Source organism: Bradyrhizobium sp. NAS80.1 (assembly GCF_001908205.1).
Taxonomy (GTDB): Bacteria; Pseudomonadota; Alphaproteobacteria; order Rhizobiales; family Xanthobacteraceae; genus Bradyrhizobium.
This window is the reverse complement of sequence record NZ_LGHL01000022.1, coordinates 1-15064: the sequence shown is the minus strand read 5'-3', so window position 1 is coordinate 15064 and position 15064 is coordinate 1. Positions and strand designations below refer to the sequence as shown.

The 15064-nt window shown below is 62.1% G+C and carries 12 protein-coding genes and 2 pseudogenes; 7 read left to right on the top strand and 7 right to left on the bottom strand.

What is annotated here, in order from left to right; translation table 11 throughout:
* The 4 genes from AC629_RS06145 to AC629_RS44985 all read left to right on the top strand — a co-directional run.
* Positions 1-295, top strand: a 295-nt coding sequence (locus AC629_RS06145; protein WP_210418999.1) for an adenosylcobinamide-GDP ribazoletransferase, incomplete at its 5' end; no start/stop codon positions are given.
* Positions 296-299: 4 nt separating this feature from the next.
* Positions 300-932: a 5,6-dimethylbenzimidazole synthase gene (gene bluB, locus AC629_RS06140; protein WP_084803854.1), complete on the top strand. Its 633-nt coding sequence runs from the start codon at positions 300-302 to the stop codon at positions 930-932.
* Positions 933-1017: 85 nt separating this feature from the next.
* Positions 1018-1305 carry a twin-arginine translocation signal domain-containing protein gene (locus AC629_RS06135; RefSeq protein WP_245331726.1) on the top strand — a complete coding sequence of 96 codons (288 nt, stop codon included), beginning with the start codon at positions 1018-1020 and terminating at the stop codon, positions 1303-1305.
* A gap of 247 nt (positions 1306-1552) precedes the next feature.
* Positions 1553-2632, top strand: coding sequence for a COG3904 family protein (locus tag AC629_RS44985; RefSeq protein WP_168195405.1), 1080 nt, complete (start codon positions 1553-1555; stop codon positions 2630-2632).
* A 209-nt stretch (positions 2633-2841) separates the two neighbouring features.
* Here the strand turns inward: AC629_RS44985 and AC629_RS06120 are convergent, their stop codons facing one another.
* Positions 2842-3753, bottom strand: coding sequence for a LysR family transcriptional regulator (locus AC629_RS06120; RefSeq protein ID WP_084803852.1), 912 nt, complete (start codon positions 3751-3753; stop codon positions 2842-2844).
* Between the two features lie 130 nt (positions 3754-3883).
* Here AC629_RS06120 and AC629_RS06115 point away from each other — a divergent pair, with 130 nt between their 5' ends.
* The 3 genes from AC629_RS06115 (at position 3884) to AC629_RS06100 (ending at position 9432) form a co-directional block, all read left to right on the top strand.
* Entirely contained in the window at positions 3884-4822 is a 939-nt protein-coding gene (locus tag AC629_RS06115; RefSeq protein WP_084803851.1) for a ring-cleaving dioxygenase, read from the top strand.
* Positions 4819-5460 (top strand): alpha/beta hydrolase, encoded by a 642-nt coding sequence (locus AC629_RS06110; RefSeq protein ID WP_084803850.1) that lies wholly within the window; start codon positions 4819-4821, stop codon positions 5458-5460. The genes AC629_RS06115 and AC629_RS06110 overlap by 4 nt, the downstream gene beginning before the upstream one ends.
* Positions 5461-6111: 651 nt before the next feature.
* Entirely contained in the window at positions 6112-9432 is a 3321-nt protein-coding gene (locus AC629_RS06100) for an adenylate/guanylate cyclase domain-containing protein (protein ID WP_084803848.1), read from the top strand.
* Between the two features lie 88 nt (positions 9433-9520).
* On the opposite strand, the gene AC629_RS06095 is transcribed toward AC629_RS06100, so the two are convergent.
* From AC629_RS06095 to AC629_RS06070, 6 genes and pseudogenes are all read right to left on the bottom strand, one after another.
* On the bottom strand, positions 9521-10114 hold the full coding sequence (locus AC629_RS06095; RefSeq protein WP_084803847.1) for a nucleoside deaminase: 594 nt from the start codon (positions 10112-10114) through the stop codon (positions 9521-9523).
* A 273-nt stretch (positions 10115-10387) separates the two neighbouring features.
* A complete protein-coding gene (locus AC629_RS06090) occupies positions 10388-10720 on the bottom strand; it encodes an HAD family hydrolase (protein WP_084803846.1) in 333 nt (110 codons plus the stop codon).
* Positions 10721-10803: 83 nt separating this feature from the next.
* Positions 10804-11049: pseudogene (locus AC629_RS48325) on the bottom strand (arylsulfatase); the annotation flags it as partial.
* A gap of 390 nt (positions 11050-11439) precedes the next feature.
* A complete protein-coding gene (locus AC629_RS06080) occupies positions 11440-13074 on the bottom strand; it encodes an amidase family protein (protein WP_084803845.1) in 1635 nt (544 codons plus the stop codon).
* A 243-nt stretch (positions 13075-13317) separates the two neighbouring features.
* Entirely contained in the window at positions 13318-14811 is a 1494-nt protein-coding gene (locus AC629_RS06075) for an ABC transporter substrate-binding protein (protein WP_084803844.1), read from the bottom strand.
* Positions 14812-14870: 59 nt separating this feature from the next.
* A pseudogene (locus AC629_RS06070) lies at positions 14871-15064 on the bottom strand (peptide ABC transporter ATP-binding protein); the annotation flags it as partial.

Below are 15064 nucleotides of genomic sequence, written 5' to 3'. Positions count from 1 at the left end.
CTTCATGTCGCTGGTGCCGCCGGCGCGGCCTGACGGTCTGTCGGCAAGCGCCGGATCGCCGCCGGGCCGCAGCGTCGCAATCGCCTTCGCTATTGGAACTCTGGCCCTCGTCCTCGCGCTTGGGCCGGGCAAGGCGCTTGTCAGCCTGATCCTGCTGTCACTCGCCGGTTTGATTGTGGCGCGGCTTGCCATCCGCCAGATCGGCGGACAGACTGGCGACATCCTCGGTGCGTTCGAGCAGACCGGCGAGATCCTGATCCTGCTGGTTGCCGCAGCCTTCCAGATGGGAGGATGACCCCATGGTCGAGTTCGACGACACCTTTCGCCGGCACCTGCGCGAGCTCTTCGTGTGGCGCCGCGACGTGCGCCACTTCCGAACCAACCCGCTGCCGGACGGCACGATCGATCGCCTGATAGAGACCGCCTGCCTCTCGCCGTCGGTCGGCCTGAGCCAGCCGTGGCGCTTCGTCGTCATCGATGATGCTGCCCGCCGACGCGCCGTGGTCGACGACTTCAGGGCATGCAACGCCGACGCGTTGAATGCCTATGCCGGCGAGCGCGCCGCTCGCTACGCCGCGCTAAAACTCTCGGGCCTCGAACAGGCCCCCGGCCACCTCGCCGTGTTCGCGGACAAGGGCAGCGATATCGGTCACGGCCTCGGCCGCGCGACCATGCCGGAGACGACGGAGTATTCCGTGGTCGCCGCGATCACCGCGATGTGGCTCGCCGCGCGCGCCGAGGGCATCGGGCTCGGCTGGGTGTCGATCCTGACCCCCGCGCGCATGCACGCCATTCTTGACGTGCCGAGCTCCTGGAAATTCATCGCCTATCTCTGCATCGGCTATCCCGAGTCCGAATGCGACAAGCCCGAGCTCGAGCAGGCGAAATGGGAACACCGGCGCGGCGCGGACGAGTTCACGCTGCGGCGCTAGAGCTGCGAATGAACGTTCACAAGCGCATTCTTTCGTCAATTGTGGTCGCCAGGCTTTCGCGTTATGCACACGCTTGGGGTTAGTTTTGCGAAACATCGTGATCGAGCGGCCCGCTCCTGCCCACACTGTGTCGGCGGTTGCCCGCCGCGATTTCCTTCGCCTCGCGAGCGCCACTGCCGCAGGCTGGCTTGCGCTTGGCGCAACGTCGGATCGCATCCGGATCGTCGCTTCGCTGACCAGTCTGCCGCTCAACGACGAACTGACCAGACGAAACCTAACCGAAGCCAAGACCTCGCGCCTGGGCGGGCTCATTGGAGGCTTGGCTTTACAGGGGCTGCATCCGTGCCGGTGGCAGGCCAGCTTGCTCCGATGATGCGAACGCCCATCCGTAGGAGGCGAAGGCGCTGCAACGGCCATTGCCTGATGAAAGTCGTGGCGCGCGGCGCGGACAAGGAAGATAAGGCGGCGGCTTAAGCAGCGATGTCCTGGTCGCGCCCCTTGGATGATCCGAATCGAGCTGCCGCAAGCCGTTGCTTGTGGACGATGTTCCACCATTTGCCAGTTCGTTTTCCAATCGATAATGAGGCGATCACGTAGGGCCAATTGGGGGGCGTGATCACGTGGGGCAATATGCGAAAGGGAAGATCGAAGGGCGAGTGGCGACCATACTGACCTGCTTGTTCTTGCTTCTCCATCCGAACCAATCCGAAGCGCAGAATGCTTTGAGTATAAAAGGATTTCCTCCTGAACCCCCAATCGAACTTTTAGGCAACCGTTGGTTCATCTTTTTGGAAGGCGCAATTGATTCTGAAGCGCCAAAGCGGTTCGAGCAATACATAACGCAGAATAACATTCCTGACCGATCAGTCGTCTACCTCAATTCGCCAGGCGGCAGTCTGAACGCTGGAATAGAGCTTGGTCGGCTGTTTCGCAAATATGGCCTTTCAACGGACGTCGGACGAAGGTCATCTACGTCGAACAAGCGGTTCGATATCGCAGCAGGTGGTTGCTATAGCGCGTGCTCATACGCCTTCTTAGGTGGTCAATTCCGGTATCTCACAAATGAGTCGCGCTACGGCGTGCATCAATTTCGGTCGACCGGGCAGGAACGGGCTAGCGAAGGCGACACTCAAATCGCCTCAGCCGTGATTGTGGACTACATACGATCAATGGATGTCGATACCGATCTGTTTGGATTGAGTGTTTCTGCCGGCCCCGATGGGATGTATGAAATCGACAAGGCCACGTTGGAACGCCTGAACGTCGTAAACAATGGGCGGACGCGACCAGTCTGGACCATAGAGAGTGGGGATGGGCGCCTTTATCTGAAGGGCCAGCGCATCACCGAGGAATCGGGAATCAACAAATTCATAATTGCCTGCGACAATCGACGAACGATCCTGTTTGCTGTCTTTGATACGCTGCGTAGAGAATCCGAATTGATGAAAATGCCCGCTCATTCACTTTTGATCGACGATCAACCGTACCCGGTCAACGCTGAATTAAAACAGACTCAAAACGGTCTGTTCAACGTGGCATACAAGCTATCTCCTCAGGAAATATCGGCGCTTCGGAGAGCGGAGACTGTTGGCGTTGCGGTTCGATTCACACATCAATCACCCCTCTTTTTGGGTTTTGAGGGGATGCGCGTGGGAGACGGCAGGCAAAAGCTTATAGGCATGCTCAATCAATGCAAATGATGGGCGAGGTGAAGCCTCCATTGGCGAAGTGAACGCGAGCGCGTCGACGTTCTCTACCTCGCTATTTGCGAGCAGTTACACCGTTATCGGTTTTAATGTCCGTTGATGGGCCCCAAAGGCGAAACCGCCGCATGAGCCGTTTCCCGACCGCTGTTTGGGCCAAGCAGACATCGGCCGCCTGGCCGCGTGATGAGTCCAGGCCTCCAGTGTCAGCCCGGCCGCACGCCTACCCCATCCTCACGCCCAAACCGCTCGACGAGAAAGTCGATGAAGAGCCGCACCTTCACCGACAGATGCCGCGTCGGCGGATAGACCGCATAGAGCGCGAGCGGCGGCGCAAAATAGTCTGTCAGCACGGCGCGCAGCGCGCCTTTCTTCAATGCGTCGGCGGCGATGAATTCAGGGAGCAGCGCGAGCCCCCTGCCCCTGATCGCGACGTCGCGCAGCACCTCGGCATTGTTGACGCAGAGCGACCACGCCGGCTGGATCCAATGGTCGCCGTCCGCGCCGGTGAGCTTCCACTGATTACCGGTGAGCAGGAAGCCGTAGGTCAGTGAGGCATGCTCGCGCAGATCCTGCGGATGCTTCGGCGTGCCGTGACGCGCCAGATAATTGGGCGAAGCGCAGATCATGCGCGCCACCGGCATGATCTTGCGCGCGATCAGGCTGGAGGATTCCAGTTCCGCGATCCGCAGCGTCACGTCAAAACCGTCCTGGACGGGATCGAGCAGATCGTCGCTGAGCACGAGTTGGAGTTGAAGCTCGGAGTATTTCGCCATGAAATCGGCCAGCACCGGTCCGAGCCGTATCGTGCCAAACGACATTGGCGCGTTGACGCGCAACAGGCCGCGCGGCGCCGACTGGGCTTGCGTCACCGTCTGGTCGGCGGCTTCGATCTCGGAGAGGATCACGACCGCGCGCTCGAAATATTGCTGGCCGTTCTCGGTCGGGCTCGCATGCCGCGTGGTCCGGTTCAGGAGCTGGACGCCCAGGCTCTCCTCGAGGTCGGCGACATATTTGCTGATCGCCGAACGCGACAGCCGCAATTGGCGGCCCGCTTCGGCAAAACTGCCGCTTTCGACCACCTTCACGAAGGCCCGGAGGCTGGCGACTTTATCCAAGGCCCGGCCTCGGCGATTGTTTCCAAATCGTAGACATAGCCGTCATATTTACATGGATTGTCTCCAATCCAAAGCGGAACGATATTTCCGCGCAGAGCAAGACCGCTCCCCGAGTTTTTGGAGGACGACAATGTCTGGACTGCACCACGTTACCGCGATTGCGGGCGACCCCATCCGCAATTTCGGCTTTTACACCCGGGATCTCGGCCTGCGCTTCGTCAAGAAGACGGTGAATTTCGACGATCCCGGCACCTATCACTTCTACTATGGCGACGAGACCGGCCGGCCCGGCACCATCCTGACCTTCTTCCCGTGGGCCGGCGTGCCCTCGGGGCGCCGCGGCGTCGGCGAGACCCATCAGACCGCCTTCCGCGTGCCGCAGCGCTCGCTCGGCTACTGGACGCAGCGCTTCATCGAGAAGGGCATCGCTTACGAGGCGCTCGAGAAGCGCTTTGGCGAGTCCGTGCTGCCTTTCACTGATCCGGACGGGATGGCGCTCGCGCTGGTCGGCGTGCCCGGTGCGGAGAACGAGCCCGGCTGGAGCAATGGCGACGTCCCCGCCGAGCACGCGATCCGCGGCTTCCACGGTGTGACGCTGTTGCTCGACAGCGCGGCGAAGACGGCTGCTGTCCTCACCGATGTATTCGGCTTCAAGGAGGCTGGACGCGAAGGCTCGGTGATCCGCTTCAAGGCGCCGGGCGATGTCGAAGGCAGCGTTGTCGACGTCTACGAGGCCAAGGGCTTTTTGCGTGGACATCAGGGCGGCGGCTCGGTGCATCACATCGCCTTCCGCGCGGCCGATGATGCCGAGCAGGGCAAGATGGCGAAGAAGCTCGTCTCCAATCACGGCCTGCACCCGACCGAGCAGAGGGACCGCAACTACTTCCGCTCGATCTACTTCCGCGAGCCCGGCGGCGTGCTGTTCGAGATTGCGACCGATATCCCCGGTTTCGCCGTCGACGAACCCGTCGCGACGCTGGGGCGTGACCTGAAGCTGCCGGGCTTCCTCGAAGCGCATCGCAAGCAGATCGAGGGTGTCCTGCCGAGTTTGGAAGAGAGCGTGCAATGACCGAGAGCTCATTCATCCATCGTTTCGAGCCCGCGACCAACGCGGGCTCCCCCCCGCTGCTGCTGCTGCACGGCACCGGCGGTGACGAGAACGATCTGCTCGGGCTCGGCCGGATGATCTCGCCCGGTTCCGCCCTGCTCTCGCCGCGCGGCCGCGTGCTCGAGCACGGCATGCCGCGCTTCTTCCGCCGCCTTGCCGAAGGCGTGTTCGACGAGGAGGACGTCCGCCGCCGCGCGCTCGAGCTCGGCGCCTTCGTCGCGGAGGCGCGGCAACACTACGGCATCGCGGCACCGGTCGCCGTCGGCTTTTCCAACGGCGCCAACATCGCCGCGGCGCTGTTGCTGCTTAAGCCGGAGGTTCTGTCCGGCGCGATCCTGCTGCGCGCCATGGTGCCGCTGTCCGATCCGCCCAAAACCGATCAGCTCAGGCCGGAGCTCGGCGGCAAGCCCGTCCTGCTGCTCTCCGGTCAGGCCGATCCGATCGTGCCGGCGAGCAATTCGGCACGGCTTGCGGCGCTGTTGTCGGAAGCTGGAGCGAGCGTGACCCACAAGGTCCTGCCGGCTGGTCATCAGTTGTCGCAGGCCGATGTGACGCTGGCCCGCAACTGGATCGGTAACGTCGACGCCAAGGCAGCATGATCTAACAAGCGGCGCGCCGTTCACGAACGATGCGCCGCTCGTATCACTGCGTGATGGCTAGATGGCATGTGCGGAACACGGCAATACGAAAAGTAGCAACCAATCGCTCCGCACTCTCTGGTTCACGAGCGCAACAGATCTGGAGGCGGCAGCGCGCCAGGCGCTGGCACAAAGGCAAAAGCAAACGTCAGTTAGGATGACTTTCTCGGCCTGGAAATAGCATCTACCAAGCCATCTACGTGACGTGGAGAAGCCGTGATGCCCTCTGAGCGGGCTTGGCCGCTTCACGCTCGCCCATTCAGCGCACGTGCCCTTGGCCATGAACCTTTAGCCAATGGGCGCAGACGTACTAACAGATGATGGGCCTGCATGTCCCTCCTCCGCCCTCACATGAGCTGGCGGTGCGCTGGTGGTTCTTCTTTCTGCCTCGGCAGGAAAAAAATTCGGCCCTCTGTCAGCCGGCTCACATTTCGTTCGGGACCAACCGGACTATCAAACCTGAGGATGATCGATCTGGAAGGCAGAGGATGCGCGTGGGTGAGAGCTACAGTATCCCGGTGATTATCGCGGCGCTGAGCGTTATTGGTTTGATCGTGGTCAGAGCACGGTAATCAGTTCGGCTAGCCGCCAACCAGACGGTGGGTGGTGCCTATGCAGCAGATTGCGGACTGGCTCGAGAAGCTTGGGCTTGGCCAATACGCGAAGCGTTTTGCCGAGAATGGGATCGATATCGGCATCCTTCCTGATCTGAAGGATGAGGACTTCGACAGGCTCGGCGTTCTGCTCGGCCATCGCCGTAAAATGCTGCGTGCGATCGCCGAACTCGATCAAGCCGAATTAATCGCCGAGACCGCGCGTCGGCACGACGCCGAGCGACGCCACCTCACCGTTATGTTTTGCGATCTGGTGGGCTCGACCGCGCTCTCGGCGCGCATCGACCCCGAGGACATGTGGGAGGTAATCGGAGCCTACCGGGCCGCCTGTGCGAGGGTCATTGCCGCCTATGACGGTGTGATCGCCAGGTTTGTCGGCGATGGAATACTCGCCTATTTCGGCTACCCCTGCGCACATGAGGATGATGCGGAGCGCGCAGTACGGGCGGGCCTCGATATCATCGTCGCAATCGGGAAGCTCGAAACGCGCGTGAAGCAGCGGGTCGAAGTGCGGATCGCGATCTCGACCGGGCTTGTGGTGGTCGGCGACCTCAACAGCGGAGGCGCGTCGGAGGAGCAGGCGTTGGTCGGTGATACACCGAATGTCGCCGCGCGGCTCCAGAGCCTGGCGGAGCCGGGTGTGGTTGTGGTTGCCGATTCGACGCGCCTGCTCCTCGGCGACCTGTTCACTTTTCGTAGTCTCGGCGACCGCGAGGTCAAGGGTATTTCCAAACCTATCGCGGTCTGGGCCGTCAAAGGTGCAACCGAATCGGAGAGCCGCTTCGAGGCGGTGCGCACGGCGCGCTCGATCGGCTTTGTCGGGCGCAAGGCGGAAATCGAATTCGTGCTGTCGCGCCAGCAGTTGGCGTGGCAGGGCCAGGGGCAAGTGGTGTTGATTTCCGGCGACGCCGGAATCGGCAAATCGCGCCTTGTGGCTACGCTGGTCGACAGCCTCGCGTTGGGGTCGTACTGCCGGGTGCGGTATCAATGCTCGCCTTACCACACGAACAGTGCGCTTCATCCCTTCATCGCTCAGCTCGAGCGGGCAGCCGGCATCACTTCACAGGACACTCCCGGGCAAACGCTCGACAAGCTTGAGGCAATGCTGGCGCTCGGAACGCGGCAGGTGGCCACGGCGACGCCGCTCATTGCCGCGCTTCTGTCGATCCCAACCGGCGAGCGATATCCGCCGCTCGGCTTGAGTCCGGCGCAACAGCGGAGACAGACATTCGCCGCCCTCCTTGACCAGCTTGAGGGCTTGGCACGGCAGCAACCTGTTCTGATTGTCTGCGAGGATATGCATTGGGCTGACGCCACCTCGCTCGAGCTGTACGACCTCGCGGTCGATCGGATCAGGGGACTGCCAATCCTCATGCTCATGACATTCCGGCCTGAGTTCGAGCCGGCTTGGGCGGGCCTTACCAATGTCAGCCTGCTGCGGCTCGATCGACTTGACCGGAACGACACACGCGCACTCGTCGAGCAGGTGGCTGTCGGTCGACGATTGCCGTGCGAGATGATGACGCAGATCATCAACAAGACGGATGGTATCCCGCTCTTCATCGAGGAATTGACCAAGATGGTGCTGGAGTCCGGACTGCTCGTGGAAGAGGCCGGGCGCTATCGCCTCGATAATCCGTTACCACCGCTCGCCATTCCCGCCACGCTGCAGGACTCGCTTATGGCGCGGCTTGACCGGCTGGCGCCGGTCAAGGAGGTCGCCCAGATAGGTGCTGCAATTGGCCGCGACTTCTCATACACGCTACTGCGATGTGTGGCGGGCCGGGATGACCTGACGCTGAGCGCCGCGCTGGCGCAGTTAGAGGAGGCAGAACTGCTGTTGCGCCACGGGACGCCGCCGGAAGCGAGCTATAGCTTCAAGCATGCACTCGTCCAGGAAGCGGCGTACGAGAGCTTACTCAAGAGCCGCCGGCAACTGCTGCATAAGCACATTGGCGATGTCCTTCGCGATCGTTTTGCGGACATCGCCGAGACCGAGCCGGAAGTCGTGGCATTCCACTTCACCCAAGCGGGGCTGAGCGGAGTAGCCCTCGAGTGGTGGCGCAAGGCCGGCCAGCAGGCGTTGAAGCGCTCGGCCTATTCCGAGGCAATCGCACATCTCGGCAAGGCGGTTGCCATCGCCGATGAACTGCCTGATGAGCCAGGCCGGACCATGAACCGGCTCCATCTTCAAATCGCCTATGGCCGCGCGCTGCGGGGCAGCCTTGGGCACAGCGCCCCTGAAACGGTGGCAGCATGGACGCGCGCCAGACAGTTCGTAGCTGACATCAGTGACCCGGCTGAAATGGCGCCCATCCATTCGGGCCTGTTCAATGCGAGCTTGACCCACGGCGAGATCGCGCCGATGCAGGAGTTGGCGGAGGCAATCATGAGCGCCGCCGACCGGCGACCGGAATCGCCGGTGGCCGCGGTCGTCGCACACTGGACGAGCGGGGTGACCTGCTGGTTCGGGGGTGATTACCTGCACGCGCAAGTCCATCTTGAACAGGCACTTGCAATCTATGGTGCTGATCCGAATCCCGCGACGTTCAAGACGTCGACGCTGGACCTGCCGTACGTCATCATGCGGTTTCTTGCCCTTGTGCTTTGGCCGCTTGGGAAGATTGATCGAGCGCGCCGGCTCGCCGCGGAAGCGGTGAGCGTCCCGGGAGAAAAGCGTGCGCTTGCTCAAGCCAATGCGCTCGTTCACAAGGCCGTTTTCGACGGGCTATGCGGGGGCATGTTGCAACAGACCGAGACGATGCTTGCCCTCGCCCGCGAGCATGCGATGCCGTTGTATGTGGCCGCCGGCACCTACTTGGACGGCTTGGCAAAGTGGAATGCCGGCGATCGAGCGGATGGCCTCGCGGAAATGTGCCGAGGCTGGACATTACTTCACGAAAATGACTGCTACCTTTGTGAACCATTCTGGGGGATGCAGGTCGCCGCGGCGAATGCAGAGGTAGGACAACCCGAGGCTGGGTTGGAAATTTTGAGGGAGCAGATCGTCTGGACGGAACAATCCGGCCAGCATTGGCTCGATGCCGAACTGCATCGTGTCCAGGCTACGCTTATGTTGCGTCGTGACCCGCCCAACGTCTCCCGTGCCGAAGATTCCTTCAAGAGATCCCTGGAAATCGCCAGAGGCCAACAGACAAAGACTTTCGAGTTGCGCGCCGCACTTGGACTTGCGCGCCTTTACAGCAGAAATGGCCGAGCGGGGGCGGCATCCGAGGTGCTCGCGCCGCTCCTCGTTGATTTCGCCTCCGGGCAAGATCTTCCCGAAATCAAAGAAGCGGAAGGGCTGCTTCGAGCATAGTCATTAGCCAGCCTGAGTTCATCGGCAGGACGCAGGTGAGGCGGCGTCAGCGGTTTGCAACTCGCCGTCGAAATCATTCGCAATTCGGCTAGGCGCGCCAAAGGCGGTCGAAGATCTGGCTTCTGGCCCAGTTTGCGAATTGGTGCTTCCATCGCCGGGCCGGTTCGGGGTTGGCCGCAGCCGGTTCGGTGCCATCGGCCTGCTCGACGAATATCCTTCGGCCCTCGATCACGCGCCAGGCAAGCGGATGCTGCGAACGAAACAGCTTGCGCACCTCCTGGCACATGCAGCCTGCGAGCACGAGAGGTGGCGGTGCGAACACTTCCGGCATCACGGACGACAGCGTCGTGTCGCTCAGGATGTTCCATCGCGAATGGCCCCCCATAAGCGGTGATTGCAGGCCGAAAATCACCCTGCCGATCCTGCATTCGCGAATGGCATAGGCGCACATGGCGCAGGGTTCGATAGTAGAATAGAGCGTGCAGTCATCGAGCGACCTGGTGCGCAGCCTCTGTTGGGCGCCCGACAAGGCGACCATCTCGGCATGACGTGTCACGTCACCTGTGCGGCGCACCATGTTGGACGCTTCGCAGACGAACTCTCCATACCGGCCGACAACGGCCGCAAACGGGTATTCTCGATCCGATCGGCCGGATTTTGCGAGCGCAATGCAGCGGCGCATTAACTGCAGATCGGGTGCCTGGAGATCACAATTGCTCACGTGGTACAGTATCCCCCATCAATTCGTACCGCGACCATCCGGCGACTGACCTTCGCGATGCTCGATCCGCCCTACTGTTTGTGGTGGCCGACGTCATGCAATGAGAAGCGGGCCTCGCGCGCCAGATCCACCAGCGACAGCGTGAAGAAGCTGAGGGCGACGATAAAAAGAACCGCAACTCCATGCTCGTGGCGCAATTAGAAAATGCGCTGATGAAGGCCACGATCAAGCAAACTATCGGGGTCGGCGAAGCGGCACGCCGCGATGCCAGATGGTTCCATTGTCGAACTGAATGACCATCCCATCTGGCGAATAGACCGCACCTTGGTTGAAGGCATCAATCCAGATCCGGCTCGTCGGCGAAAACCAGTCCGGCCATGCGCGTGCGGGCACACCTGCTTCGGTCAAGAGATTGAGTTCATATCCGTTCTGCGTGACATGGGCAGGCAGTTGTCCGCGGCACATGTCAACGCACGTATAGACGCCGGTCAGGTTGACCGACTGCGCCGACGCGCCGGTACCAGCGAGAGCTGCGAGAATTCCGATAGCTAACGGCAAACGCTTCATGGCAATCACTCCATTGTCAGATTGGACTCACCAGAATGCGAACTAAGGGGCCGGGGGCGCGCCCGCGCCACGCGCGCGCCAGTGTTAGCCGACTCAACGCGCATTTGCGGCGTGCGCTCGAACGGGTCCCAGCGAAGGTTGACCAGGGTGGGCATGTCCGTGGTGGTCGTTTCGCCCGGCCAGCCCCAAGGTCGGTCGAAGAATATGATCTTCATATCATCGGTCCGAACCGCACCGAGGTTCGGACCGCCGAAGTAGAACAGCTCGTGGCGCTTCGACGGACCTTTGCCGGTGAGCAAGTCCATTTGTTTGTGCCCGTCGAGATGGTGTGCCGTTGCTTGGGGCTCGCTGCCAACATGGCACAGAACAATGCAATCATACCGTGCGTTGCTCCTTGGAATACTCATGACTGCTCCTCAACGGTCGGTCATTGGCGACACGCGTCCCTGGAGCGCCCGGCATGTCGCAATTGTGTTTTAGCACCTGCGCCACGTTGCCTTCAACGCGTGGTTGTTTGACTTAAATCAATGCACCGATTGCGACACGCCATCGAAAGACCGTTGGGGCAGCGTCGTCTATACTGCGCTAGCCGTTGTTCGAGGATGTCCGAGTTGGGTCAAAAAAAAGCGATATTCCGGGGGCGAGACCGCGTGTCCGCTTCACCTTCAAAAGCACATATCCGAATTCATGAGTGCATGCCCTATGCGGCGCTTGCCAGTCTAAAGTGCGGACAAGCCGGGCGGTGGCTTGCGCATGTTGGAGGCCTGCTCGTAGGCGTAGGCCAGACGCAGCAGCTTGTGCTCGCTCCAGGCGCGGCCCGCGAAGGTGATGCCGAGCGGATAGTCTGGCGTGTCCTTGTCGTCGGCTCCCGAGACGAAGCCGCCCGGCACCATGACGCTGGGATAGCCAGCCTTCGCGGCGATCACGCAGCCTCCGCTGCCTGGGAACAGCACCGCGTCGAGCTTGTGCTGGTTCATGTAGGCGTCCATGCCGCGCGTCTTGGCGGAGAGCAGGTCCATGGCACGCGCCGACTTGTATTCGCGCTCGCTTAAGTCACCTCTGGTGATGTCAGCGGCGAGGAACAGGTCCTGGCCGAAACGCAGCGCCTTGCCGGCATTCGCCTCGTTGAAGGCCACGATATCGGCGATGGTCTTGATCTCCGTGTTGGTGGCCCAATCCTTCAGGTAGAGATTGAGATCGCGCTTCAATTCGTAGAGGAAGACGACCGGCGGCCTCGCTGTGGTGCCTGCGTGGCGGCTCAGCGGATTGCGGTTGAGCACGGCCATGGTCGTGCCCGGCCCGCCGATCCAGCCAGGCGTCGGCATGCTGGCGCGGACGATGACTGCGCCGAGATCCTCCAGCACCTTGATCGCCTCAGTCATCACCTTCACCCATTTGGGTGGCAGCTTGCCGTAGTAGCAATCGTTCAACGGGTCGGCGGGATCGCTCGGCACGCCGATGCGCGCGCCCTTCATCGCATCAATTGCGAGATCGGCGGTGTAATCGACCGGCCGCTTCTGGCGCTCTGTCACCGGGTCGAGCGGGTCCTTGGCGGCCAGCACGTTCAGGAGCATCGCCGCGTCGCGCACCGTCCGCGTCATCGGCCCAGCGGTATCCTGGCTGTGCGAGATCGGCACGATGCCGGCACGGCTGATCAGTCCGACGGTCGGCTTCACGCTGACGAGGCCGTTTTGGCTGGCGGGGTACAGCAGCGAGCCCGAGGTCTCGGTGCCGATCGAGGCCGCACACAGGCCTGCCGCCACCGCGACCGCCGACCCCGAACTCGATCCGCCTGGCTGCACGACCGGGATGCCGCGATCGCCCACCAGCGTCGGCGCGTAAGGGTTCTTCACCTGCCCGCCCAGCGACGAGTAGCCCGACGGCATGTCGATCGCGAGCATGTTGGCGAACTCCGTCAGGTTCGCCTTGCCCAGGATCACCGCACCGGCGTCCCGCAGCAGCTTGACGACGGTGGCGTCGTCCCTGGCGCGCGCGCCCTCCAGCGCCAGAGAACCCGCCGTCGTCGGCTGCTTGTCACCGGTTGCGATGTTGTCCTTCAGCAGGATCGGGATGCCGGCCAGCGGCCGTTTGACGGACGGCTTGGTGTCGTCGAGCTTGCCCGCGATCGTGAGCGCGTCGGGATTGAGCTCGCGCACGGAGTTGAGCACGGGCCCATCGCGGTCGTAGGCCTCAATGCGCGCGAGATAATTTTTGGTCAGCGCTGTGGCAGTGACCCGCCCACTGGTCAAGGCATGGGCGATATCGCTCATCGGCGAATGATCGAGCTTTAGATTGGTCGGCGCCTCGGCGTTGACCGCGGCGAGGCGAGCATCACGGCGGCTTGGCTTGTTCATGGCGTGCCTCGCCTGACGGCGCGTCCCGAACCATGAGGCCGCGATGATGGTATCATGCCGGTGTTTTGCCCGACGGGTCAATGGCATCGCGGACCGCGCAAGCCATTGAAATGGCTATCACCGGCTACTGTGCATGGGGGTGTTTTTCAGATTTTTGTTTTGGACCGGCCTAAACGATTGACCTCTCCCCTGGTGGGGAGAGGTCAACATTGAGGCGACAGGCTCGACTTGATCGAGCGGTCCCTACTCCCAGGACCAGGTCGAGAAATCGTTCTCGAACTGCGGGACTTCCTTCCAGACCCCCTTCAGCTTCTTGTTGATGACTGTAGGCCACTGCGGCTGGAACAGGAACCCGGCCACCGCATCGGTTGCCATCATACGCTGGGTATCACCGAGCAGCTTGGCGCGGCCGGCTTCATCCGGCGTCGTCACGATCTGCTTGTAGAGCGCGTTGAACGCCTCGCTATTGTAGCCGAGATAGAAATCGGGCTCGGTCAGCTTGACGAGATCGAACGGCTCGACATGGCTGACGATGGTCAGGTCGTAGTTGTGCGGACCGTTCGGTGCGAAGACCTGCGACAACCATTGCGCCCATTCGACGTTCTCGATCTTGGCAGTGATGCCGACCTTGGCGAGCTGGGCCGCCAGGATCTCGCCGCCCTGCCGCGCATAAGGCGGCTGCGGCAGCTTCAGCGACAATTCGAGCGGCGTGGTGACGCCGGCTTCCGCCAGGAGCTTCTTGGCCTTCTCGGGATCATAGGGGTTGATGCCCGTGGTATCGACATAGCCGAGCGATCCCGGCGTGTAGAAGCTGCCGATCGGCGTTCCGAAGCCGTCGACGGCGCCGTCGATGATCGCCTTGCGATCGATCGCAGCGAGGATGGCGCGACGCACCCGCACGTCGTCGAGCGGCTTCTTCTTCTCGTTGATGGCGACGATGGTCTTGGCCTTAGAGCCGCCGACCAGCACGGTGAAGCGCGGATCGGACTTGAATTGAGCGACGCCGCGGGTCGTGAAACGCGGAAACGCGTCGATGTCGCCGGACAGAAGGGCTGCAATCTGCGCGGCCGGATCGGAGATGAAGCGGATCGTCACCTTGGAGAGTTTGATCGCCGAGGCGTTGCGATAGTCGGCCCATTTGTTGAGCGTGATCGAGGAGCCCTTGACCCAGGCGCCGAGCTGGTACGGCCCAGTGCCGACCGGCTGCGTCACGTCGGTCGACGCGCTCTTGGGCTCGACGATCGAAGCGCTCGCCTGCCCCAGAAGGAAAGGCAGATTCGGCTCGGAATATTTGACCGCAATGACCACGGTGTCCGCGTCCGGCGTGGTCACGGATTCGAAGGCCTGGAACAGGCTCTTGTCCTTGTTGGTCGAGGTCGGCGCGGCATTCCGCTCGAACGAGAACTTGACCGCAGCGGAATCGAACGCCTCGCCGTTCTGGAACTTGACGCCCTTGCGCAGCTTGAATGTATAGGTCTTCAGATCGGGCGAAGCCTGCCAGCTCTCGGCGAGCAGCGGCGACACCGAGCTGTCCTCGTTGATCTTGGTCAGCGTCTCATAGATGTTGTAGAGCGTGACCTCGGCAATCGCTGCGGCCGCGGCCGTCGTCGGATCGAGCCCCGGCGGCTCCAGCGTCATACCCATGACGACGCTGTCCTTCTTGCTCTGTGCCAGCACCGGCAGCGGCGCTGCGGCGAGCGCGGCGGCAAGTGCGACGATCGATAGTTTCCTGAACATTTCGTAACTCCCCGGACTTCTCTCTTCTATTTCAGCCTATGCCAATTCCGCTCTGGACACTAACCTTCCATGGCAGCCTGCGGCGACGCCATCACCGCCTCCGCCTTGTGGCAGGCGGCGAAATGCGCTTCTCCGACCTTGCGTAGCTCAGGCAGAACCTCGCGGCAATGCTGGTCGGCCAGCGCACAGCGCGCGACATAGGGGCATCCCGCCGCAGCGGCCGATTGCGAGGCAATCGCCTGCGCCCCGCGCC